General features: G+C 47.4%; 26 protein-coding genes. 1 reads left to right on the forward strand and 25 read right to left on the reverse strand.

Features of this window, described 5'->3' with window-relative positions:
- Positions 1 to 46 precede the first annotated feature (46 nt).
- The 18 genes from JNUCC22_RS10385 to JNUCC22_RS10470 all read right to left on the reverse strand — a co-directional run bounded on the left by JNUCC22_RS10385 (position 47) and on the right by JNUCC22_RS10470 (position 16,263).
- On the reverse strand, positions 47 to 538 hold the full coding sequence (locus JNUCC22_RS10385) for a YpoC family protein (RefSeq protein ID WP_007612186.1): 492 nt from the start codon (positions 536 to 538) through the stop codon (positions 47 to 49).
- Positions 535 to 1,194: an endonuclease III gene (nth, locus tag JNUCC22_RS10390; RefSeq protein ID WP_007612187.1), complete on the reverse strand. Its 660-nt coding sequence runs from the start codon at positions 1,192 to 1,194 to the stop codon at positions 535 to 537. Before nth ends, JNUCC22_RS10385 begins: the two co-directional genes overlap by 4 nt.
- 18 nt (positions 1,195 to 1,212) lie before the next feature.
- Positions 1,213 to 1,911, reverse strand: coding sequence for a DNA replication protein DnaD (dnaD, locus tag JNUCC22_RS10395; protein ID WP_003153516.1), 699 nt, complete (start codon positions 1,909 to 1,911; stop codon positions 1,213 to 1,215).
- Between the two features lie 95 nt (positions 1,912 to 2,006).
- Positions 2,007 to 3,299: an asparagine--tRNA ligase gene (asnS, locus tag JNUCC22_RS10400; protein WP_012117840.1), complete on the reverse strand. Its 1,293-nt coding sequence runs from the start codon at positions 3,297 to 3,299 to the stop codon at positions 2,007 to 2,009.
- A gap of 134 nt (positions 3,300 to 3,433) precedes the next feature.
- Positions 3,434 to 4,615 carry a pyridoxal phosphate-dependent aminotransferase gene (locus JNUCC22_RS10405; RefSeq protein ID WP_007612190.1) on the reverse strand — a complete coding sequence of 394 codons (1,182 nt, stop codon included), beginning with the start codon at positions 4,613 to 4,615 and terminating at the stop codon, positions 3,434 to 3,436.
- A 22-nt stretch (positions 4,616 to 4,637) separates the two neighbouring features.
- Positions 4,638 to 5,123 (reverse strand): cell wall elongation/penicillin-binding protein regulator TseB, encoded by a 486-nt coding sequence (gene tseB, locus JNUCC22_RS10410; protein ID WP_007409483.1) that lies wholly within the window; start codon positions 5,121 to 5,123, stop codon positions 4,638 to 4,640.
- Between the two features lie 9 nt (positions 5,124 to 5,132).
- Positions 5,133 to 5,303, reverse strand: coding sequence for a YpmA family protein (locus JNUCC22_RS10415; RefSeq protein ID WP_003153512.1), 171 nt, complete (start codon positions 5,301 to 5,303; stop codon positions 5,133 to 5,135).
- Between the two features lie 147 nt (positions 5,304 to 5,450).
- Positions 5,451 to 8,237 carry an ATP-dependent DNA helicase DinG gene (dinG, locus tag JNUCC22_RS10420; RefSeq protein ID WP_216061699.1) on the reverse strand — a complete coding sequence of 929 codons (2,787 nt, stop codon included), beginning with the start codon at positions 8,235 to 8,237 and terminating at the stop codon, positions 5,451 to 5,453.
- A 121-nt stretch (positions 8,238 to 8,358) separates the two neighbouring features.
- Positions 8,359 to 8,742, reverse strand: coding sequence for an aspartate 1-decarboxylase (panD, locus tag JNUCC22_RS10425; RefSeq protein ID WP_216061700.1), 384 nt, complete (start codon positions 8,740 to 8,742; stop codon positions 8,359 to 8,361).
- A 1-nt stretch (position 8,743) separates the two neighbouring features.
- Positions 8,744 to 9,604 (reverse strand): pantoate--beta-alanine ligase, encoded by an 861-nt coding sequence (gene panC, locus JNUCC22_RS10430; protein WP_216061701.1) that lies wholly within the window; start codon positions 9,602 to 9,604, stop codon positions 8,744 to 8,746.
- Positions 9,605 to 9,607: 3 nt separating this feature from the next.
- Positions 9,608 to 10,441, reverse strand: a complete 834-nt coding sequence (gene panB / locus JNUCC22_RS10435; RefSeq protein WP_033574717.1) for a 3-methyl-2-oxobutanoate hydroxymethyltransferase — start codon at positions 10,439 to 10,441, stop codon at positions 9,608 to 9,610.
- A gap of 244 nt (positions 10,442 to 10,685) precedes the next feature.
- Entirely contained in the window at positions 10,686 to 11,663 is a 978-nt protein-coding gene (locus JNUCC22_RS10440; RefSeq protein ID WP_012117846.1) for a bifunctional biotin--[acetyl-CoA-carboxylase] synthetase/biotin operon repressor, read from the reverse strand.
- Positions 11,648 to 12,838: a CCA tRNA nucleotidyltransferase gene (locus JNUCC22_RS10445; protein ID WP_216061702.1), complete on the reverse strand. Its 1,191-nt coding sequence runs from the start codon at positions 12,836 to 12,838 to the stop codon at positions 11,648 to 11,650. Before JNUCC22_RS10445 ends, JNUCC22_RS10440 begins: the two co-directional genes overlap by 16 nt.
- Before the next feature lie 4 nt (positions 12,839 to 12,842).
- Complete coding sequence (gene bshA / locus JNUCC22_RS10450; protein ID WP_015240093.1) at positions 12,843 to 13,976, reverse strand: N-acetyl-alpha-D-glucosaminyl L-malate synthase BshA; 1,134 nt, start codon at positions 13,974 to 13,976, stop codon at positions 12,843 to 12,845.
- Complete coding sequence (bshB1, locus tag JNUCC22_RS10455; RefSeq protein ID WP_032866298.1) at positions 13,973 to 14,686, reverse strand: bacillithiol biosynthesis deacetylase BshB1; 714 nt, start codon at positions 14,684 to 14,686, stop codon at positions 13,973 to 13,975. The genes bshA and bshB1 overlap by 4 nt, the downstream gene beginning before the upstream one ends.
- Positions 14,679 to 15,092, reverse strand: a complete 414-nt coding sequence (mgsA, locus tag JNUCC22_RS10460) for a methylglyoxal synthase (protein ID WP_003153499.1) — start codon at positions 15,090 to 15,092, stop codon at positions 14,679 to 14,681. Before mgsA ends, bshB1 begins: the two co-directional genes overlap by 8 nt.
- A 23-nt stretch (positions 15,093 to 15,115) precedes the next feature.
- Positions 15,116 to 15,919, reverse strand: coding sequence for a 4-hydroxy-tetrahydrodipicolinate reductase (gene dapB / locus JNUCC22_RS10465; RefSeq protein WP_003153497.1), 804 nt, complete (start codon positions 15,917 to 15,919; stop codon positions 15,116 to 15,118).
- Positions 15,920 to 15,927: 8 nt separating this feature from the next.
- Positions 15,928 to 16,263, reverse strand: a complete 336-nt coding sequence (locus tag JNUCC22_RS10470; RefSeq protein ID WP_003153495.1) for a nucleotide pyrophosphohydrolase — start codon at positions 16,261 to 16,263, stop codon at positions 15,928 to 15,930.
- 142 nt (positions 16,264 to 16,405) lie between these two features.
- On the opposite strand from JNUCC22_RS10470, the gene JNUCC22_RS10475 reads away from it, so the two are divergent.
- Positions 16,406 to 17,278 (forward strand): YitT family protein, encoded by an 873-nt coding sequence (locus JNUCC22_RS10475; protein ID WP_003153493.1) that lies wholly within the window; start codon positions 16,406 to 16,408, stop codon positions 17,276 to 17,278.
- Between the two features lie 23 nt (positions 17,279 to 17,301).
- Here the strand turns inward: JNUCC22_RS10475 and JNUCC22_RS10480 are convergent, their stop codons facing one another.
- The 7 genes from JNUCC22_RS10480 to JNUCC22_RS10510 form a co-directional block, all read right to left on the reverse strand.
- Positions 17,302 to 18,477: an oxalate decarboxylase family bicupin gene (locus JNUCC22_RS10480; RefSeq protein WP_039063261.1), complete on the reverse strand. Its 1,176-nt coding sequence runs from the start codon at positions 18,475 to 18,477 to the stop codon at positions 17,302 to 17,304.
- 29 nt (positions 18,478 to 18,506) lie between these two features.
- Positions 18,507 to 19,289 carry a sporulation protein YpjB gene (gene ypjB / locus JNUCC22_RS10485; protein ID WP_007612217.1) on the reverse strand — a complete coding sequence of 261 codons (783 nt, stop codon included), beginning with the start codon at positions 19,287 to 19,289 and terminating at the stop codon, positions 18,507 to 18,509.
- 67 nt (positions 19,290 to 19,356) lie between these two features.
- Positions 19,357 to 19,950, reverse strand: coding sequence for a lipoprotein heptaprenylglyceryl N-acetyltransferase LhaT (locus JNUCC22_RS10490; protein ID WP_020954210.1), 594 nt, complete (start codon positions 19,948 to 19,950; stop codon positions 19,357 to 19,359).
- Between the two features lie 107 nt (positions 19,951 to 20,057).
- Entirely contained in the window at positions 20,058 to 20,825 is a 768-nt protein-coding gene (locus tag JNUCC22_RS10495) for a menaquinol-cytochrome c reductase cytochrome b/c subunit (RefSeq protein WP_007409471.1), read from the reverse strand.
- A 31-nt stretch (positions 20,826 to 20,856) separates the two neighbouring features.
- Positions 20,857 to 21,531, reverse strand: a complete 675-nt coding sequence (qcrB, locus tag JNUCC22_RS10500) for a menaquinol-cytochrome c reductase cytochrome b subunit (protein WP_003153485.1) — start codon at positions 21,529 to 21,531, stop codon at positions 20,857 to 20,859.
- Between the two features lies 1 nt (position 21,532).
- A complete protein-coding gene (locus JNUCC22_RS10505) occupies positions 21,533 to 22,036 on the reverse strand; it encodes a Rieske (2Fe-2S) protein (protein WP_003153484.1) in 504 nt (167 codons plus the stop codon).
- 137 nt (positions 22,037 to 22,173) lie between these two features.
- Positions 22,174 to 22,620 carry a YpiF family protein gene (locus tag JNUCC22_RS10510; protein WP_216061703.1) on the reverse strand — a complete coding sequence of 149 codons (447 nt, stop codon included), beginning with the start codon at positions 22,618 to 22,620 and terminating at the stop codon, positions 22,174 to 22,176.
- Between the last annotated feature and the right edge of the window lie 21 nt (positions 22,621 to 22,641).

Genomic DNA, 22,641 nt, shown 5'->3' on the forward strand with positions numbered 1-22,641 from the left:
AAGGATTTTTTTATACAAAAAACCTCCTTATGAGAAAAGGAGGTTTTTAACATTTGTTCATGGCTTCATATTTATGATATTGTTTCTTCATCTCCGTCATCAATTCATCAAGCTGAATAAACGAGTGATATTGAGTCGGTTTTGTTAAAATAAACGCCATTCGCTCCGCCCAATTGATCGGTTCGGCGGGAAAATGCTTTGTTTCAAGCACAGACCAATCGAGTGATGTGACCCGCTCCCCTGCCGTCCAGTGAAAAGCGGCAATCAGACAGGCAATTCCCTTCAGCATGTCATTTTGATCACATCTCGATTTTCTTGTTTGAAAAACGGGAAGCAGCGTTTCTTTCGTTTCGTTCCAAATCTGAAATAGAAACGGGACATATTCGCCCCTTTCCCTCCATGGCTGCACGGTTGGCTGACCGCTGAAATCCATATACAGCGGATGGCGGCGCAGCGCCGTTTTGATCTCAAGGCTTTCCAAATCCGTAAGGCTGCGCAGGTATGTTTCATAGCCTGCCAGAATGTCAATCGCCGTCACCGTTTCACCAGCCCTTTTTTGTCACGCTTCTGCCCTTCTCTGCATAGCGGAAGCAAAGGACATTCCGCACAGCGGGGAGATTGCGCTTTACAATGATACCTGCCGAAAAATATTAATCTGTGATGCGTAACAGACCAATCCTCTTTCGGCACTTTTTTCATTAATGTTTTCTCTACCTCCAAAACAGAGTCCTTCCAGCGGCAGATACCGAGCCGTTTAGAGACCCGCTCCACATGAGTGTCTACTGCAATCGCAGGTACGCCGAAAGCAACAGACACGACTACATTTGCCGTTTTCCGTCCGACACCCGGCAGATTCACAAGCTCATCCCGGTCTTTCGGCACTTCTCCGCCGTACTCTTCGATGATCATTTTGCTCAGCTTTTGAATATTTTTGGCTTTATTACGGTACAGGCCGATTGATTTAATATCCTGCTGGAGTTCTTCCAGCGATACGGCAAGATAATCTTCGGGCCGTTTATATTTTTGAAATAGCGTTTTTGTCACTCTGTTGACGAGAGCGTCCGTACATTGCGCGGATAATGCGACTGCCACAACCAATTCGAAAGGATTTGAATGGACAAGTTCACATTCTGCGTGCGGAAACATATCGCCGATTTTTTCAAGACAATATTCAATCTGCTTTAAATTTAACACGTTTCTCCCCTTCTCATGTTATTGTTCCAGCCAATTGTAAAAAGGCACCTGCCTCGTATACTCTTTTTGCGGATCATTTTGTTTCGTTTGAACACGACGGAATTTTTGGCTGTGCGCCTTCGCCTGCTCAACCGTTTTGAAGCCGTTCTTTTTCCATTCAAATAAAATCCGGTCAATATAGCGAAAACTGAGTTTTCCCGATAAAACGGCTTCTTTTAAGGCGTGTTTAATCAGAATCGCATCATGCTGATCCTGATCCTGCCATATGGCCAGCGTCTCGCATTCAAGGGGCGACAGCGGTCTTCCGAACTCTTCTTCAAAGATGGTATACAGGCTTTTTTGTTCTCTTTCTGACGTTCTTTCCTGCGTTTCATTTTGAGAATGCTGCATGTAATCATACAGCTTCGCCCATAGCGGCTGCAGAGAATATTTTTCAAACTTTATGCCGTTATGGTCTTCACATTCTTCAATAAACAGAAAACCTTTTTGAATAAACATTCTCAGGCAGCTTGTACATTCTTCAGCAGAGATGGACATGCCTGACTGAAGTTCAAACGGCGTCGGAAAATAAGAGCCCTTTTCCAAATGCATTTTAATCTTCAAAAGCAGGATCAATTCGGTTTCATTCAGCCCGAGCTGCCGGTAATGTGTCAGCAGCAGGTTGGGAATGCTTGAAATGCCGAGTTCCTGCATATCTATAAATTGCTGTTTTTTCATCCTTACACCTCTTACTGTAAAAAGGTTATCTCCGGGAGCTTTCCCCTTTACTTAGAAAAAGTCTCCCTTGCAGGAGACTTCGTTTTTCATAACTATTACGGATACAGACGGTTCAGAAGTCTCGGGAACGGAATCGTTTCACGCACGTGAGGCGCTCCGCTGATCCAAGCCACTGTCCGCTCAAGTCCGAGGCCGAAGCCGGAGTGCGGAACAGAACCGTATTGTCTGAGTTCAGCATACCATTTGTAAGCATCTGAATCCAGACCGTGTTCTTTTAATCTTTCTTCCAATAAATCCATATCATGAACGCGTTCTGAACCGCCGATGATTTCCCCGTAGCCTTCCGGAGCGATTAAGTCGGCACATAACACGACATCGTCACGATCTTTGGCAGGCTGCATATAAAACGGTTTTAATGACGTCGGGTAATGAGTGATAAACACCGGTTTGTCATAGCTTTCTGCGATCGCTGTTTCATGCGGCGCACCGAAGTCATCTCCCCACTCAATATCGTCAAAGCCTTTTTCTTTCAGGAATTCGATCGCTTTATCGTACGTAATGCGCGGGAATGGCGCTTTGATTTGTTCAAGCTTGGATGTGTCTCTACCTAATGTGTTCAGCTCGATCTTACAATGTTCCAGCACACTTTGTACGATGTATGCAACATAATTCTCCTGAACTTCAAGGTTTTCTTCAAATTCAACAAATGCCATTTCAGGCTCAATCATCCAGAATTCGATGAGATGGCGTTTCGTTTTCGATTTTTCCGCTCTGAACGTCGGTCCGAAAGAGAATACTTTTCCGAGCGCCATTGCAGCTGCTTCCATATACAGCTGGCCGCTTTGAGACAAGAAGGCGTCTTCATCAAAATATTTCGTCGCGAACAGCTCAGTCGTGCCTTCCGGAGCGCTTCCCGTCAAAATCGGCGGATCAACTTTCACGAAGCCTTCTTTGTTGAAAAATTCATAAGTCGCACGGATGATTTCGTTGCGGATTTTCATAATTGCGTGCTGGCGTTTCGAACGGAGCCATAAATGTCTGTGATCCATTAAGAATTCCGTACCGTGCTCTTTAGGCGTAATCGGATAATCAGTCGCTTCGTGAATGACTTCAATGGATGTAACAGCAAGCTCATAGCCAAGCGGTGAACGCTCGTCCTCTTTCACAATTCCTTTTACATAAAGTGACGTTTCCTGCGTCACTGATTTCGCGATTTGGAAGATGTCTTCTTCTACTTCAGCTTTGACGACAACTCCCTGAATGAAGCCGGTACCGTCTCTCAGCTGTAAAAATGCGATTTTACCGCTTGAGCGTTTATTAGCGACCCAAGCTCCAATCATTACTTCCTCGCCTGTGTGTTTATACACTTGGTTGATTGTTGTTTTCAAACTCTTTCCCTCCAGAACAAGAAAGACATTCAGGAATCTGCCTGAATCTCTTTTTTCATCACTTTATTATACCCGTTCTACTCTAACGGGGTCAATGCAAGTGAAAAGCGGCTTTAAAAGCCGCTTTTTCAGAATCAGCTGTGTTTTTCCGTGAAGCGGCGGATTCTTTCGACCGCTTCTTCTAAAAGATCGAGTGACGTTGCGTAAGATAAGCGGACGTTGTCCGGTGAACCGAAACCCGAGCCCGGCACGATGGCGACTTTTTCTTCTTCCAGAAGCGCCTTGACGTATTCATCGACATCTTTGAATCCACAGTTTTCTGCGGCCGCTTTGGCGTTAGGGAACAAGTAAAACGCCCCTTCAGGTTTGACACAGGTGAATCCGGGAATCTCACTGAGCTGAGCGTAAATGGTGTTCAGTCTGTGCTCAAATGCCTGTCTCATCTCTTCCAGCGGCTCAGCCGGACCGTTATAGGCCGCAATAGCGCCGTATTGAGCGATAGACGTCGGATTTGATGTGCTGTGGCTCGCAAGGCTCGTCATCGCTTTAATAATCGTCTCCGAACCCGCCGCATAGCCGATCCTCCAGCCCGTCATGCTGTGAGATTTCGACACGCCGTTAATGATGATCGTCTGCTCTTTCAATTCATCTGAAAGCTGTGCGATTGAGACGTGTTTTTTTCCTCCGTATGTAAGCTTCTCATAAATCTCGTCGGAAACGATCAGAATGCCATGCTCCAGACACACTTTTCCGAGTTCCGCAAGCTCTTCTTTCGTATACATAACACCTGTCGGGTTGCTCGGTGAATTGATAATGAGCGCTTTTGTTTTCTCAGTGATAGCCTGCTTCAGCTGCTCCGGTGAAATTTTAAACTGATTGGATTCCAGCCCTTCTGCATAGACGGGACGCCCCCCTGCCAGTTTCACCTGCTCAGGGTAGCTGACCCAGTAAGGAGTCGGTATAATCACTTCGTCCCCTTCATCGAGAATAACCTGAAATAATGTATACAGAGCGTGTTTCGCTCCGGTGCAGACAATGATTTCTGACGGCTTATATTCAATCCCCTGGTCGTTTTTGAATTTTTTTGCGATACTGTCTTTCAGCGCCGGCAGACCGCCTGATGGCGTATATTTCGTATGGCCTTCATTCATGGAACGCACCGCGGCATCTATAATGTGCTGAGGCGTATTAAAATCCGGTTCTCCTGCTCCGAGGCCGATGACATCATGGCCTTCTGCTTTCAGCTCTTTCGCTTTTGCAGTAATTGCAAGTGTTGCAGACGGTGTTAATGCGGATACTCTTTTTGCCAATTTCAACTTGAACTCCCCCTAATACGTCTCACGGTGTGATGTTTTTGAGAATCTTGCCGCTTGTAAAGTCCACATAGCTAAAGCTATACTGCCCGCTTTTGTTGATATAGGTCACTTCCCATAACGGAACATTGTTTTCTCTCGCCGGGTGAACACCATTCAGCTTGGAAACAAGCCCTTCGTCCCGAACGATCTTGGCAGCCTTGCCGCTTGAAATGCCGTCACTGGCTTTTTTTGAGAGAATTTTTGCTTTTTTGTCGGCCGGAACCCATACATACATATCTTTTCCATGTTTATCCGTTCCGGTAACAACATAATATTTCTGTTTGCCGACAAAGGTCTCCACTTTCTCAGCATCTGTCAGATCCGTTTTTTCTTTAGCGGCTGCGGCAGCTGTTTCGTGGCCTTCTTCTTTTTGGGCCATTGCAGATTTAAAAATGCTGGCCGAAAATAAAAGAACTGCTAAAAAAATAATACCAAATACGGCTGTAAATATTAATGCTTTTTTTCTCATCTTTTTCACCTATGTGCGATAAATGGTGAAGACCGCTTCATTTTGATTTTCTTCGTCGAGCGCAAGGCCGAACATCAGATTGTCCCGTTTCAAAGTCCGGTTTAATGTATCGACGATTTTATATAAATCATCTGAATGCTCCACATTAATCGTTGACAGAATTTCAATTTTGCTTTCCATTTTTATACCCTCCATCGGTCGAACAAATTTTGTTAGTCATAACGGGATGCGCCCGCGGCATAATAAAATCACAAGGCGACATGAACCCGCTTTTACTATAAAAACAATTCCTCATCCCACACCACGAAAGCCGCGATTATGCGGCTTTTATTCCGTTTGGCTGACATAAGCCCCGAGTTCGGCATCCGTCAGCTCCAAAAGGGATGAAGTCGGGAGCGCTTCAAGAAACAGCCGTCCGTATCCCGCCGTCTTTACACGCTGATCTAAAAGAACGATTGTTCCTTTGTCTCCCGCCGTACGGAGCAGGCGCCCGATCCCCTGTCTGAACGTTAACACGGCCTCAGGCAGGGAAATCGTCTGAAACGGATTTTTCCCCTGCTTCTTGGCAAATTCGCATTTTGCGGCATGAAGCGGATTGTCAGGCGCCCTGAAAGGAAGTCTTGCGATCATGACGGTTGACAATTCATCCCCCGGAAAATCAACGCCTTCCCAGAAATGATTTGTCCCGAGTAAAATCGCCCGGCTTGCCGTTTTAAAGGTTTTCATTAATTTACCGGGACTCCCGCCCGAAATACCTTGGGCGAGAAGCTGAATGCCTGATATCTCCATACTGAGTTTCAGTTCCTGATACACTTTTTTCAGCATATCATGAGACGTAAACAGGACAAGGATCTTCGGCTGTTTTCCCTTTGACATGATTTCTGCATACTTGGCAATATGCTCAATGACTTCCCGCTCTCCGTCATATTTAACGGATTTCATCTCTTTCGGAATGATGACGTTCATCTGATCATCGTAAGAAAAAGGAGACGGGATGCTTTTGGTGCGCGGATAAAAATCCGCAAGTCCGAGCCTTTCAATCATAAATTGAAAAGAATGCTCCACCATTAAGGTCGCTGATGTGAGCACAACGCTTTTTTTGCGGGCGAAAAACTGGTCTGCCAGCATTTCACCGGGCTCCAAAGGCTGCGCATAGATGCTGACGGCATTTTTTGCGCCCTTCGCGTCAATTTCAACCCAAACGGCTTCTTTCTCATCATTTTCAAACAGCAGCCTGCTGAACGTATCGCGATATTCTTTCAGCCCCCTGATACACTTTACATATTCGGCCGCTAAAAAAGCCGCTCCGCTTTTCATCTGATCAAGCTTTTGATGTAACAGTTTCTCCTGTACTGAAAACATGTCAAGCAGCTGATCCAGCATCGCACAAAGCCGCTCCGCTCCGTCCGTTATCATGTGAAACCCTTTATCCTGGCTTTTATGATTGAGACTATAAACGAGACGGTTCAGATCGTCTTTAGGTTTTCTTCGTTTGACAAAAGAATGCACCGAACTGAAAAATGCGTCGCTTTCCGATTGAATATGCTTCATCCACTCATCGGCGTCAAAAAAACTTTCCGCCGGCAGTTCATACGTATAAAACAGTTTTCTCATCCGCTTTAACAGTCCGTGTTCCTTTAAGGTTCCGATTCGGCTGAGCTTTGTGTGCAGTCCGATGTATGAAGCTCTCTTCCCCAGGTGCTCGCTGGCAGCGCGTTCGAAATGATGCGCTTCATCAATGATGACCGTTCCGCTTGCAGGCAGTTTTTTCGTTTCACTGCTTTGATCTGAAAACAGCAAAGCATGGTTTGTGATAATCAGATCTGCGGCCTGCGCCTTTTCTTTAGCCCGTTCATAAAACCCGGCAGCCGAGTCCTTCCCTTTTTTAAAAAAAGAATTCTCATCGTAAGCCATGCGCTCCCACAGCAATCTGCCGCCTGATGGAAGATTCAGCTCAGCGGCGTCGCCCGTTTCAGTCTCCGTCAGCCAGACGAGAAGCTGCGCTTTCGTCAAAACCGCATCATAGTTGTCATCTTCCTCATGCAGAATATGTTCAAACTTAGGCAGGCACAGATAATGTGATTTCCCTTTTAAAATAGCGGCTTTGACCGGCCAAGGAAATATACGCTCCAAAAGCGGAAGATCTTTAGACATGATCTGCTGCTGCAAAAGAGTAGAGTACGTGCTGATAATCACGGGAGTTTGCTCCGCTTTGGCAAATAAAACAGCCGGAACGAGATAACCGATCGTTTTTCCGATGCCGGGTGCCGCTTCAATCAGCGCATGCTCCCGATTGCGGAAGGCGCCTAGCACTTCATCCATCATCGAAAGCTGCCCTTTCCGCTTTTCATAGCGGGGGATGATATCGGATAAGATCTGTTCTTTTTCTTCGTTCCACTTTTCAAGGTCAATGGCCGCATTCACCGGACGGGAAACCGGAATGTGATCGGGCTCTTTAATTGAAAAAGAGGCGTATGGAATGCAGCTCTTTTCTTCCGCCGGCCTGCTTTCATGTATAAAAGAATCCAAAAGCAGCGTCAAATCGCTGATAAAATGCTGTGAAAGCCTTCTAAGCTGCTTTAATGTCGGTAAAGGCAAATGTTTCAGTTTATGTAAAATGTCTAAAAAGACCAGTCCCGTAACCTCCGCATCGCTGTCTGCGCGGTGAGGGCGGTCATGAACAATATTCAGCTCCGCGCACAACTCACCGAGCTTATATCCTTCAAACCCCGGGAAAACAATACGCGAAAGCTCAACCGTATCAAGCACTTCACAATCCGGCAGCTCATAGCCCGCTTCGCTCAGTTCATGCCGGACAAATCCGAGGTCGAAATGAATATTGTGGGCAACAAAATACGCGCCGTCAAGCAGATGAAAAATCTCCTCTGCGACCGCTTCAAACGGCAGTTCATTTTCAACCATTCCGGACGAAATTCCGGTCAGCTGTTCAATAAACGGCGGAATGACCTGATTCGGATTGATATATTTTGAAAACCGCTCAGTTATTTGTCCATTTTCAATGACAACCGCTGCGATTTGAATGATTTTATCGCCCTTTTTCGGCGAATTTCCTGTTGTTTCGACATCTATGACAACGAACCGTTGTTTGTTCATTAAAATGGACACCTCAATTCCTGCATACGAGAAAAGTGTAACACGTTTTGTTGAGAAATGGAGCGGAAAAACAGCTTTTGCCCCTAAATCTTAAAAGAAAACCCCCATGAAGGGGGCTCTTTTACAAAATCGTGTGTGCCGGCTCCTGGCCCAGCATCTGCTCGATTTTATTCTGATCATCCAGAACAGCCACCTTCGGCTGATGGCTTTTTGCTTCCTGATCAGACATCACTTGATAAGAAATAATAATGACTTTATCTCCTTCTTGGACGAGACGGGCGGCTGCTCCGTTTAAACAGATGACGCCGCTCCCCCGCTTACCGGGAATAATATACGTTTCAAGTCTCGCTCCGTTGTTATTATTCACAATCTGAACTTTTTCATTAGCGAGCATTCCGACGGCATCTAAAAGATCTTCATCAATCGTAATGCTGCCGACATAGTTTAAATTGGCTTCCGTCACGGTAGCGCGGTGCAGTTTTCCGGCCATCATAGTGCGGTACATATTATGATCTCTCCCATTCATCAATATCAATAATGATATTATCAATCAGTCTGGCTTTAGAAAATTGGACGGCGCAGGCCAGAATGACCTTGCCGTTTAATGTTTTAAGCGGAGTCAGCTCCGGATAAGCGTACAGTTCGGCATAATCAATGACACCGCTTGTGTTTTCGATGATATCGGTGACGGTTTTTATAACGGTTTCCGGATTTCTTTCACCGTCTCTGATCAGTTCGGCACCTTGCTGCAATGCTTTATAGATCATCGGCGCTTCTTTGCGTTCCTGCTCAGTCAGATAGACGTTGCGAGAGCTTTTGGCAAGTCCGTCTTCTTCTCTGACCGTGTCCACTGCAACCAATTCGATATCCATAAAGAAATCCTCAATCAATCCGTCCACAACCGCTGCCTGCTGGGCATCTTTCAGGCCGAAGTAGGCGCGGGTCGGTTTAACGAGATTGAAAAACTTCGTCAGCACAGTGGCCACTCCGTCAAAATGGCCGACGCGGGAGGCGCCGCACAACACGTCAGTTCTCCTTTTCACTTGCACGGCAACATTTTGCTCACCTTTATACATATCACTTGGAGACGGCATAAACAAAACATCTGCCCCCGCCTGTTCTGCAAGCCGGGCATCGCGCTTTAAATCTCGCGGATATGCCTCGTAATCCTCGCCCGGTCCGAATTGAGTCGGATTGACAAAGATGCTCATCACGACAATATCGTTTTCTTTGCTAGCTTTTTCAACCAGCGTCAGATGTCCTTCATGAAGAAAACCCATTGTCGGGACGAATCCGATCGTCCGGCCTTCTGAGCGGTATTGTGCAATCAATTCTTTCAGCTGTTGAGTTTCTGTCAGTTGTTTCATCGCTTACTTTCCTCCGTACAAGCCTTGCAGCACAGTTTGGTTTATCTGAAAGGAATGCTTTTCTTCCGGGAAAACCCGTTCTTTCACATCACGGACATAATCGCTGAGGGCCGACTCAATCGTGCCGTCGATTTTGGCGTATTGCTTCACGAACTTCGGTGTTCTGTCCACGCCGTGGCCGACGACGTCATGATAGACAAGGACTTGGCCGTCCGCTTTTGAACCGGCTCCGATTCCGATGACGGGAATGGATACTTCTTCTATTATTTTAGCAGTCAGTTCAGCAGGCACACATTCAAGCACGAGCATCATCGCTCCCGCCTGCTCGCATTTGATGCTGTCTTCAATGAGCTTTTTCGCGCTTTGCTCATCTCTCCCCTGCACTTTATATCCGCCTAATACGCCGACAGACTGCGGTGTGAGGCCTAAATGGCTGACGACGGGAATTCCGCCGAGAGTCAGCGCGCGGATGGATTCGAAAACGCCGTCTCCGCCTTCCAGCTTTAACGCGTCCGCGCCGCTTTCCTGAATAATGGCCGCGGCGTTTTTCAATGTATCCTCTTTTGAAAGATGGTAAGACATAAACGGCATGTCAGTTACGATAAACGTATTTTTCGCACCGCGTTTTACCGCTTTTGTATGGTGAATCATGTCACTGACCGTTACGCCGACTGTTGAATCGAGTCCGAGCACGACCATTCCGAGCGAATCCCCGACTAAAATCATGTCGACTCCCGCCTGTTCCGCAAGCTTTGCCTGCGGATAATCGTAAGCGGTCAGCATCACGATCGGCTCTCCGTTTTCCTTCATTTTCATGAAATCCAGTTTTGTTTTCATTCTGTTTCTCCTCCTCTAAACGGTGAGGAGATGAGCCGCCAATTCTTCGCAAGCAAAAAAGCCTTCTGTAAAATAAGAAGGACCCCCACTTGTTTAACGTTCGGCGAATGTCATCCCTCTGTCCCAGTCCTTTTTTGGATCAAGGCAGACTTTTCGTAATCTCTGTTCTGCTGATCAGGTGCAGTTCATTATGATACTGCCCATAGGAAGTATACCAAATTCACGAGGCTTGTACCAACTAAGATTAATTGAGCTCAATATCGGCAGAATAGATCTTCTTTATACCGTCTCTCGTTTCCAAGAGAAGAACTCCCTCATCATCAATGCCGAGCGATTTCCCGTAAAACGTCCCTTGCAGCGTTCTCGCTCTGAGCTCGTTCCCCAGTCCGACCGCATAGCTTTCCCATAGCAGCTTGATCGGTGTAAAGCCGTGGTTCAAGTAATCCTGATAGCGTTTTTCAAAAGTCAGCAGAATCTCTTGTATCAGACCCGCTCTGTCAATTTTCTCGCCGGCTTCCATGCTCAGGCTCGTCGCAATGTCCTGAAGCTCGCCGGGAAAATCGGTTTCCTGCTGGTTCACGTTGATCCCGATCCCGAGAATAACCGAACGGACACGGTCTTCTTCTGCCTGCAGCTCAGTTAAAATCCCGACGGCTTTTTTGCCGTGAATCATTAAATCATTCGGCCATTTAATGGCGGGCTGTACACCTGTAAAAGCCTCGATGGCCTGTACGACCGCAACGGCAGATAACAGGGTGAGCTGCGGCGTTTTTTGCAAAGGAACGTCGGGTCTCAGAATGAGGCTCATCCAAATCCCGTTTCCCTCCTGTGAATGCCATACTCTGGCCATTCTTCCTCTGCCTGCCGTTTGTTTATCGGCGACTACGAGCGTTCCTTCCGGCGCGCCGTCATTGGCAAGTTCATGAGCGGTTTTTTGGGTGGACGGCAGGACGTCCCGGTAATGAAGCTGTTTGCCCAAAACCTCTGTTTTCAGCCCGAAACGGATTTCGGATTCACTGAGTTTCCCCGGTTTTTTAATGAGCCTGTACCCTTTTCGTCTGACCGCCTCAACCTCATAGCCCTCTTTGCGGAGCTCCTCTATATGTTTCCAAACGGCGGTTCTCGAGCAGCCGAGCGCGTCACTTATTTTCTGCCCGGAGATAAAGCCGTCACCCGCCTCAGAAAATAAATCAATTAATCGGGTTCTTAATGTTGATCCCATGATGCGAGCCACTCCTTTATGTCATGTTTTCGGTTAGGGAGCTTCCCTGCCAATACCGCTTCTTCAATCCGGCGAAGTTCTTCGGCCACCCATTTACCCGCGCGGCGGTTTCTGAGCTCCATCAGATCAGCGCCTGAAATGTCGAGGTCTCGAAGGCTTTTGATCGGCAGCTTCTCATACAGGCTCTGAACCTCTTTCAGCTTTTGTTCATCAATCGTCTTATGCTTTTTCAGCATCCCGATTTTAACGGCTGATAACAGCGCCTCTCCCGCCCGGTACATCGCTTCTGCTTCCAGCTGCACCGGATAAACGCTTATGATCTGCACCGCTTTTTTTATGACTTTTCCCGGCAGTTTCCATTGTTTTAAAAACGCCTCGGCGCTTTTCGGACAAAGACCGAGAAACAATAACAGCGCTGCCCAGCGTTCTTCGCGTGCATCTAAAGAAGAAAACGGAAATCCGCTCGCTTCAAGCATTTGCTGCTCATAACCGGAAAGGCCGGGCAGCTCTTGTATCAAACCTGTATGCACCATCGTTTGAATCGCTTCTTGTGAGGAAGCGCCCTGCAGCAGCTTTTCAAACTCGACGGTCTTTCGTTCTACTGATACATGTGCCAAAAGCTCCCTGTCTTTTATGATGGCCTCTCTTGTTTCTTTTTCTAACAGAAAGCCGAGCTGACTCATAAAGCGGACGGCTCTCATCATCCGCAGAGCGTCTTCCCGAAAACGGTCTGCAGGGTTACCTACCGTTCGGATCAGCTTTTGTCCGATATCATGTGCGCCTCCGAAATAATCAAGCAGCTCTCCTTCGGCAGACATCGCCATCGCATTAATCGTTAAGTCTCTCCGCTTTAAGTCTTCTGATAAAGAAGTGATGAACCGCACAGCTTCAGGGCGCCGGTAATCCTTATATTCTGATTCGGCACGAAAAGTGGTGACTTCATAGGTTTCATCTTCCCACAGGACGATGACGGTGCCGTGCTCTTTTCCTACATCGACAGTCCGCTTAAAGAGACGCTCCACCTCATTCGGCGAAGCGCTGGTTGCGATGTCCACATCACCTATTTTCCGTCCCATATAGCTGTCTCTGACGGCTCCCCCGACAAAGTACGCCTGATGGCCCGCCTTCATCAGATGACGAAGGATGGGGAGGGCTTTGACAAATTCTTGTTCCATAAGATCACTCCGGTCCTGCCAATTCGTCATAAATCCGTTCATACTGACTGACGATTCTTTGCGAAGAAAAGGCGGTCTCCACCATTTTCAGCGCATGATCAGTCAATCGTTTGCTGAGCTGTTTATCTTCTAAAACGGCAAGCGCTTTTTCAGATGCCGCCTGAATATCGCCGACTTCCACCAGAAAACCGCTTACTTGATCTTTAATCACTTCCGGGATTCCGCCGATATTTGTTCCGATGCACGGCACGCCGCAGGCCATCGCCTCAAGGAGGACGAGTCCGAAACTTTCTTTTTCAGACAGAAGAAGCTTAAGATCGCTAATGGAATACAGCTCTTCCACCCTGTCCTGATTTCCGAGGAGCAGCACTTGATCCTGCAGTCCGTATTTTTCGACAAGCTGCCAAGCGACGCACTTTTCCGGTCCGTCGCCGACAAGCAAGAGCTTCGCCTTTGTTTTGGCTGCGATATTACGGAAAACGCGGATGACATCTTTAACACGTTTTACTTTTCTGAAGTTCGAGACATGGATGACGACTTTTTCATCCGGCAAAATGCCATGTTTCTCTTTTATACTTTCTGTATTTTTCTTAAGATAAACACGTTCATCAATAAAGTTGTAGATGGTCTCAATTTTTTTATCCGGCTTGATTAAGTCATATGTTTCTCCGGCAAGCGCGGTTGATACCGCCGTCACTCTGTCGGACGCTTCGATGGCAAAACGGATTAAATCTTTTAATGACGGATCATATCCTAAAACGGTGATGTCCGTACCGTGAAGCGTCGTCACGATGCCGATGTCGCGCTTGAGCATCTGCTTGGCAAGATAAGCGCATACCGCATGCGGCAGCGCATAATGCGCGTGGATGATATCAAGATTTTCCCTTGCGGCAACCTCGGCGATTTTGCTCGCCAGCGTAAGGTCATAAGGCGGATATTTAAATACCGCGTATTGGTTGACTTCCACCTCATGAAAATGAATATTCGGATGATATGTATTTAATCTGAACGGGATGCTTGATGTGATGAAATGAACCTGGTGCCCTTTTTCTGCAAGCAGCTTGCCGAGTTCCGTCGCAATAATACCCGAGCCTCCGACACTCGGGTAGCATGTAATCCCTATTTTTAATGGTCTCATTGTCCGCCCCCAAAAACATCATCATTCAAAACGGGAAGCTGTTTTGAAAAGAAGCCTTCGGCATACCCCGTCCCGGCTTCTTTGCCATACAGTCTTTCCCGCGCTTCCACCATTTCGATATAACCGTTGGTCAGCGGTGTGTTCACTGACTGCGCCGTAGGAATAAACTGGCTTTGATAGGCGTGCAGGCTTTCTTTTTTCAGATCGATGGTTTCCGTTATGTCGATTACAAAGTCCGGACGGTGAAACCCGTTGATCATATAATAGTATACGCGCTGAGCCTTATGAGCCGGCAGTTCCTGGTGATCTCTGTATTTATGAATTCCCGCCGAGAACACCGCTTCTTCGACCAAAGCCGCCGCATTGCCGTGGTCAGGATGGCGGTCTTTCGGATAAGGCATGAAAACGGTTTTCGGCCGGCAGGCTCTGATGACACTGACAATCCGGCGGATGCCGTCCTCACTTTTCAAAAGCCCGCGGTCGGGAAACGTAAGCTGGATTCTCTCTTTTACGCCGAGAATTCGTGCCGCCTCTGCCGCTTCTTCTTTTCTTATCCCTACCGTTCCGTTGGATGATAGTTCGGCCTCGGTCAAATCGCATATCACCGCGGTTTTTCCTTGAGCCGTAAATTTTGCGATCGTGCCGCCCATACCGATCTCGACATCATCACTATGGGCGCCGAACGCCAGAATATCAACGTGTTCAGACATTCGGCTCTCCTCCGCGCACAAGATTGCGGAAATCAAATGCCCCGCCGTCCAGCGTCCGGACGAGGATTTCCGCTGTTCCCATATTTGTGGCGAGCGGGATCGCGTATACGTCACACAGCCGGATCAGCGCCGAGACATCTGGTTCGTGAGGCTGCGCAGTTAACGGATCGCGCAGAAAAATGACGAGATCCAGGGCATTTGCCGCAATCAATGCGCCGATTTGCTGATCTCCGCCGAGCGGGCCGGATTGAAAACGTTCAACGGACAATCCGGTCGCTTCCTGGATTTTCAGGCCTGTCGTACCTGTCGCGTATAACTCATGATGGCTCAGTATATCTTTATATGCGGTCGTAAACTGAACCATATCCTGCTTTTTCTTATCGTGAGCAATCAAAGCGATTTTCATTTGATGTTCTCCCCCTTGCCGATTCAGTCGATAATATTTTCGAGTCCGTATACAAGCTGGTCGATTTTCATCACTTGCTCCACTGACAGCTTCACTCCTGACATAAAGGAAGCCCGGTTATAGGAGTCATGGCGCAGTTTCAGCGTCTGGCCGTCCATGCCGAACATGACTTCCTGGTGGGCGATAAGGCCCGGCAGACGCACGCTGTGAAGGCGGATGCCGTTTAATTCAGCACCGCGGGCGCCCGGCAGAATTTCTTTTTCATCAGGATGGCCCTGCTGCTTTTCTGTACGGACGCTTGAGATCATTTCCGCTGTTTTCAGCGCCGTTCCGCTCGGGGCATCCAGCTTTTGATCATGATGAAGCTCAATGATTTCTACATCTTCAAAATAGTTGGCGGCCATTTGTGAGAACTTCATCATCAGCACCGCGCCCAATGCAAAGTTCGGAGCGATGATGGCGCCGATTCCTTTTTCTTCAGTCAAGGCTTGAAGCTCCTCTAAATCCGCTTCAGAAAATCCGGTCGTTCCCACAACGGGGCGGACGCCGTGTTCAAGAGCGGCTTTCGTATGTTTTTTGCCGATTTCAGGCGTTGTCAAATCGATCAGCACATCCGGTTTTGTTTCTTGGAAACATGCGCGGATATCCGTATAAATAAGAGCGTCTGAATCAGCTGACATCACTTCCCGCAATGTTTGCTGATCGTATGTATGGTCAATGGCGCCGACAAGCTCAAAATGAGGCGTGCGGACGGCAAGTTTTACGGCCTCCTGGCCCATTCTGCCTCTCGGTCCGGCAATGACGACTTTAATGGTTTCATTTGACATGGTTTCTCCTACTTTCCTTCTTCTTTTCTAGTCCAGCGGTCTTTATCACGTGTATTAAATTTATGCATGACGCGGTTATGAGCTTCCTCCAATGAAATATCAAGGGAGTTGGCGAGGCAGATCAGAACGAACAGCACATCGCCCATTTCCTCTTCCATGCTTTTCTCATTTTCCGTCGTTTTCTTCGGCTTTTCCCCATAATAATGGTTGACTTCTCTTGCAAGTTCGCCCAGTTCTTCCGTGAGACGGGCCATCATGGCAAGCGGGCTGAAATAGCCTTCTTTGAATTGGCCGATATATTCATCGACCTCAGCTTGTAAGTCTTTCATCGTTTTGTCACTCACTGTGCGAATACCTCCTGTCATCTCTTCCATGTTAGCTAATTCAAGTACATTTGACAAATGTTAAAAACGGCAGTTTGCTGTTTTCTTTTGTATCCACTATAATATTTACGCAATCTTATGGAAGGAAAAGGGGTTTGATGCAATGCTTGGAGAAATCAGAATCAAAAACATTTGCTTTATTTTAATCGGCGCCGCTGTTTTTTCATTCGGACTGGTTCACTTTAATATGCAGAACAATTTGGCGGAAGGCGGATTTACCGGCATTACGCTGCTTTTATATGCGTTATTCCACATCAGCCCTTCTATTTCCAACCTGGTATTAAACATTCCTATCTTTTTCATCGGCTGGCGTATGCTCGGCCGGACGATGTTTGTCTATACCCTGATCGGCACCGTCTCTCTTTCCGTTTTTCTGAGTGTTTTTCAGCGCTACGAAATTCATATGCCGCTGTCGCATGATTTAGCGCTGGCCGCCTTGTTCGCCGGTGTTTTTATCGGCGCGGGTCTCGGCATTATTTTTAAATACGGCGGCACGACGGGCGGGGTCGATATCATCGCCAGGCTGATCAACAAGTTTTTCGGAATCCCGATGGGCCGGACGATGTTTGCCTTTGACGCCTGTGTCATTCTGCTTTCTTTGTTTACGTATCTTTCTTACAAGGAAGCGATGTACACGCTTGTAGCCGTTTTTGTCGCTGCGAGATTGATTGATTTTATCCAGGAAGGCGGCTATGCCGCAAAAGGGGCAACGATTATTTCTTCGAAAAACGATTTGATCCAGCAAAAAATCATTGAAGAGATGGAGCGCGGCGTCACCGTTTTAAAAGGACAGGGATCCTATACAAAAGAAGACAGGGACGTTCTTTACTGCGTCGTTCCGAAAAACGAAATTGTGCTTTTGAAAAGCGTCATCACTTCCGTTGACCCGCACGCCTTTGTTGCAGTAAGCGACGTTCATGATGTGCTCGGCGAAGGATTTACGCTTGATGAAAATAAAAATCCGATCAGACGATAATAAAAAGGCGGCTTTTGCCGCCTTTACTGTTTGTGTTTCCATTTGACAACCGGTGATTTTTTCTTTTTCAATCGGCGGGCGAATGCCGGACTGACATTGAGCGTCTGTTCGACGAAGCGCTGCGGCGTCAGTGCCAGCCATTGGTTTAAAGAGACATCTTCAAAACGGTTGCTTTTGAAAATTTCCAGAAAGCGAAGCACGGTGTCACCGGTATTCTGAACATAATGTCCCATTGCAAAAGGAACATATCCTACGTCACCTGCTTGATAGTTAAATGTCCGCGCTCTTCCCTCCGCCGCAAACACCGTCATTTTCGCTTCTCCTGAAAGATAGTACTGCCACTCGTCCGTATTCGGATGCCAATGCAATTCTCTCATGCCTCCGGGTTCGACTTCCACGAGAGCTGCGGCAATCGTTTTTGACACCTTAAACGTTTTTGAATCGACAATCTTTACTCTTCCCCCGCTGGTAACAAGAGGCTCCTGCCGGGAAAGCTTGTAGCTGAACGGCTCCAAAACGGTGCCTTCCGGGGAAGAAACTGCTGCCTTTTCAATCGGGGGAGGCGGTTCCAGCTGGAACATGTAACGCTCTTTTTTATGGATGTAAGCCAAATCATATCCGGGAACACCGAAGTTCGCCTCCAGCACGCTGCGCGGGGTATGGGCAAACCAGTCCGTTACTGAAAAGGTGCTGTTTTCTGAAAAAGAGCCGTCATCAAAGACGAGCAAAAACTCACTGCCCTGCTCTAATCCTTGAATGGAATGAGGAATGCCGGAAGGAAAATACCACAGATCCCCTTCACTTACGTTGTCAATAAAATTCCTTCCATTTTGATCGACCGCAGTTAAACGGACTCCTCCGTTAATCACATATCCCCATTCGGCTTCTTTATGCCAATGAAGCTCCCGCACAGCTCCCGGCTTCAGTCTCATGTTCACCGCCGCGATGTTTTTGGATACCGGCAGTTCCCTGACCGTCACCTCTCTGGACCATCCGCCGTCTTCAAGCCTCATATGCGTATCAGAAAATGAGAATTTCAAGTTTTGAACCGTTCCTGCATCCGTTGAAGGCGGAACGAGCATGTCAGGATTCTGGAAGTCACGCGCGAGGTTTCGCGGTCCTTCGTCAGTCGCCCCTTTTCTGCCTCTGATCGGCTGCGGGAGGTGTTTTGAAGCCAATTGCTGGATGAGTTTTTTCACTGGCTTAGCTCCTTTACAGCAATTTGTGTTTATTTAGACTTAGGATACTCACGCTTTTTCTCTTTCTTTTTTTCCGCTCTGTATTTTCGGTAGCCGACATATGTCAGCGCAGTAATAATGATACCGCCTGTCGTCAGAATGACCCAGAGCAGCGAAGGGTCAGCGTCATCCCGCTCCACCTTGTCAAAAACCCGCTTTAAATCCTGCTGCAGGAGCGTCAGACGCTCAAGCTTTGTTCCTTTTGTCATCTGCTGAAACCCGTCCTGCTCAATCACCTCGATATGTTTCGCCACCGTATCAAGCTGGCCGGCCGACACATCCATTGTCAGGCTGGGATAAATTAAATCATATAATGATATAAATTCATTCCACTTTTCATTGAAATTTTCACTTCCGTTTCCGCTGACATCTTCTTTTAAGGCGCTGAATGTCGCCATAATCGGTCTTTCAAGCGAACCCCACAGCGGATCGGAGTGGTCTTCCATCGCATCCATTACCAACCTGAACTGGGCGGCTGCCCGGATTTTTTCGGTATCTGAGGCGTCTGCCTGTTTCAGAACGCGCACTAAATCATTGAAACCCAGAGTCACCTGCCTGACTTCGGCGCCGCTCAGTGAGTTTACGTGTGTCATTTTTTTCTTAAAGTAGCCAAGCACTTGCAGAGCCTCATCATACTGCGAATGCCGCGTCATTTGGAAAACGGTATCCGAAAGGTCGTTCAGTTCCTTGAGACCGCCCTCATCTTCAGCTTTGGCAGTTGTGATGAAACACATAAGAGCAAGTAAAAGACAGATCGTCAGCTTTCGTTTCATAGAGGTCCCTCCCACTCCTTCTCTTTACAGAATATGAGGAGCGGGACAAGGTTAGACCAAGATTCTATCAGTGTAAGTCAAGCTTTATCCGTCTTTTAGAAATCACCAAATAGTATGCAAGGCCGAGTGAAAATATGCTCAGCCAGAATGTAGCATAGCCGATCTCTTGCATATAGTCATTGAGCATTGAGTAGCGGGGCATCATGCCGAAAAGATAATCAATGACATCATTATGAAGCGTCCAAACAGCGGCAACGGCAAGATGCCATAACCGGAACCGAAAATACGGGCTGTATAAAACGCCTTGAACGGCCATGGCAAAATGTGAAGCAATCAGCATGTACCCTTCCAAAGGCATCTGCCCCATTTTGACCAGCACAAAGACATTCATTCCGACCGCCCACAGCCCGTATTTTACAAGGGTTACAAGAGCCAGCGCTTCAAACAGCGGCGCGTTTCTTCCCATGAGAAATGCCAGAAGCACGAACAGGAAGAAAAACGTCGCCGTCGGGCTGTCAGGCACAAATATCAGAAATCGGAACGGCGTGTCCGCAAGCTGAGGCACATACCAATAATAGCCGTACACCGTACCGATAAAATTAACGGCAAGAACAAGCAGAAGCATGCCGCGCAACCCTAAAAGATAAGAAATCCACCTCATACCATCAACTCTCAGTCCGTAAAAAGTATGTATCATGCAAAAAAAGCTGACATCCGGTCAGCTCTTTTCATAAAAGTATATCCTGCTATTGTCTACTTCACAATACGTTATTTCGCTGTCGTTTCAGAAATGAACTTCGCCAGCTGATCAAGCTGTTTGTCATTCCCTTTAAAAATACCGGCTGGCATCTGCCCTTTCCCTTTGACGGCGATTTTTTTAATTTCTTCCGGGCTCAGCCCGTTATCGACCAGGGACGGACCGGCGCTTCCGCCTTGAAGATTATCCCCGTGACAGGAAATACAGCCTTGTTCTTTAAATACCTTATAACCGTCTGATTCAGTATCAATGGCGGCTTCTTTTTTGATTTTCCCTTGCTCCTCCGCCTTCGCCCAGTCATGCGTCGCGACTGACTGCCACGTTAAAAAGACCGTAGCGCAAAGCGCCAAAAGCATCATGCCGACCGCAACCGGACGCTTCCACGGCCTTCTTTCAGACCCCCTGTCGAGAAACGGAGCCAAAAGCAGCGACCCGAAGGCAAGACCCGGTATAATCATCGCGCCGATAACGGTGTAGCTCCCTGCGGCATATTCATATTTTAATAGCTGGTATAAAAATAGAAAATACCAATCCGGCAGCGGAATATACCCTGTATCCGTCGGGTCCGCCACCCGTTCCAAAGGCGGCTCGTGCACAATCGTTAAAACGAGAAATCCGACGAGGAAAACGGCCCCGACCATCCATTCTTTCAGCAGGAAGTTCGGCCAAAACGCCTCTGTCTTTCCAGGATACTCTGAATAGTCTTTCGGTATATTCGGTTTTTTTTCAGCCGGTATCCTTGAATCTCCTACAAACTTCATTCCTTTCCCCCGGTGCATGTCATCCCCTCCCTTTTATATCAGATTTGTATTAAAGCGGTCCTGAAATTCCCTGCTTGCGGATCATGACAAAGTGGGCGCCCATGAGCGCAAACAAAGCGGCAGGGAGAAAAAATACGTGAATCGCAAAAAATCTCGTCAGCGTTTGGGCGCCGACAATATCGTGGTGGCCGGCAAGAAGAGTTTTCACCTGCGCTCCGATCAATGGCGTCGCCTCCGCAATCTGAAGACCTACCTTTGTCGCAAACAGCGCCTTCATATCCCATGGAAGCAGATACCCTGTAAAACCGAGACCGAGCATCACAAAAAAGATCAGAACACCGACGATCCAGTTCAATTCCCGAGGCTTTTTATAAGCTCCCTGAAAGAAAACCCGCAGCGTATGTAAAAACATCATCACAATGACTAAACTTGCACCCCAATGGTGCATACCCCTTACAATCTGCCCGAAAGCGACTTCATTCTGCAAATAATACACAGATTCCCACGCGTTTTTTATATCCGGCACATAATACATCGTTAAAAACATCCCGGACAACACTTGGATAACGGTTACAAAAAACGTCAAACCGCCGAAACAATAGACAAAAGCCGAGAAATGGTGAGCGGGATTTACATGTTCCGGCACTTCATGGTCGGCGATATCCCGCCACATCGGCGTAATATCGAGACGTTCATCCACCCAGTCATAAATTTTGTTCAGCATGTCACCCTTCCCCCCTAGGCTTTGCTTTTCCAAGATACAAAAAGCCGTCCTTTACTTTTTGCTCATAACGGTCAAGAGGCGCGAGCGGCGGCGTGCCCGGAACGTTCGTGCCGTCTTTTTCATACAGCCCGTAATGGCAGGGACAAAAGAACTTGTTCGGATTTTTAGGATCATTGTTCCAGTTTACGGTGCAGCCCAAATGCTTACAGATCGGAGAAAGCGCTATAATTTCATCCCCATGCTTGTAAACCCAGGCTGACCTGGATTCTTCCGATTCGTACCAGGCGTCGACTTGATGAATTTTAAAGTCAAACCGCTTCGGCTCCTTCGTCAGCTCATCCACACTGACAACCTGCACCATTTTTTGATCTCCCGTCGGTTTTAATACCGGGTCCAGCGCAAAACGGACCATGGGCATAAGCGCACTGGCGGCCATAAATCCCCCCACGCCGGTGAGCGCATAGTTTAAAAATTGTCTTCTTGATATATCTTGTTTTCCGCCCATCTCTTCCCCCCCTAAAGATTGACCAAAAATTAACTAAAATAGAAAATAATTCTGAGATTTGACACCCTCATAATATATGAATCTTTCAGCAAGGTCAACAGAGGCAAAACGGGTGTTTTGCGGGATGCCTGGTGTTTTTAAGAATTGTTCCACTTCTGTAACAAAACGTTCAAAATTTCTCCGCACTTGTCATCCGCTATTTTTCTCTTTAAAGAGTCTTTCATATGTTCAAACGGAACGGCAGGTATGTATATGACATCAGACCCTATTTCAGAATCCTTCCATTTTTCGTCTGCCGTCAGGAACAAGACGTGCCGAAAGTTGGTCATCACTTCGTCTTTGAGTTTTTGAAGCAGGGCGATTTGTGATTGGTCTATATCAACATATGTATAAGAGGGGAATAAATATACCCGTCCCTTCAATTGGCGCTCAAGCTCTTCAGAAAGCAATTGGGTGCTTTCCCCCTGTTCAACGGCCTCTTTTAAGCCTCCTGAAGATTTTATGGAAATTAACGGAATGACAGCGGTATCAATGTAATCCGCAGATTGTAAATAGGCATCGGCATCAGCGGCCCTCCATCTCATGTCTCGTTCCTCCTCTTTACG

The sequence above is a fragment of the Bacillus sp. JNUCC-22 genome (genome assembly GCF_018861275.1).
Classification (GTDB): domain Bacteria; phylum Bacillota; class Bacilli; order Bacillales; family Bacillaceae; genus Bacillus; species Bacillus velezensis.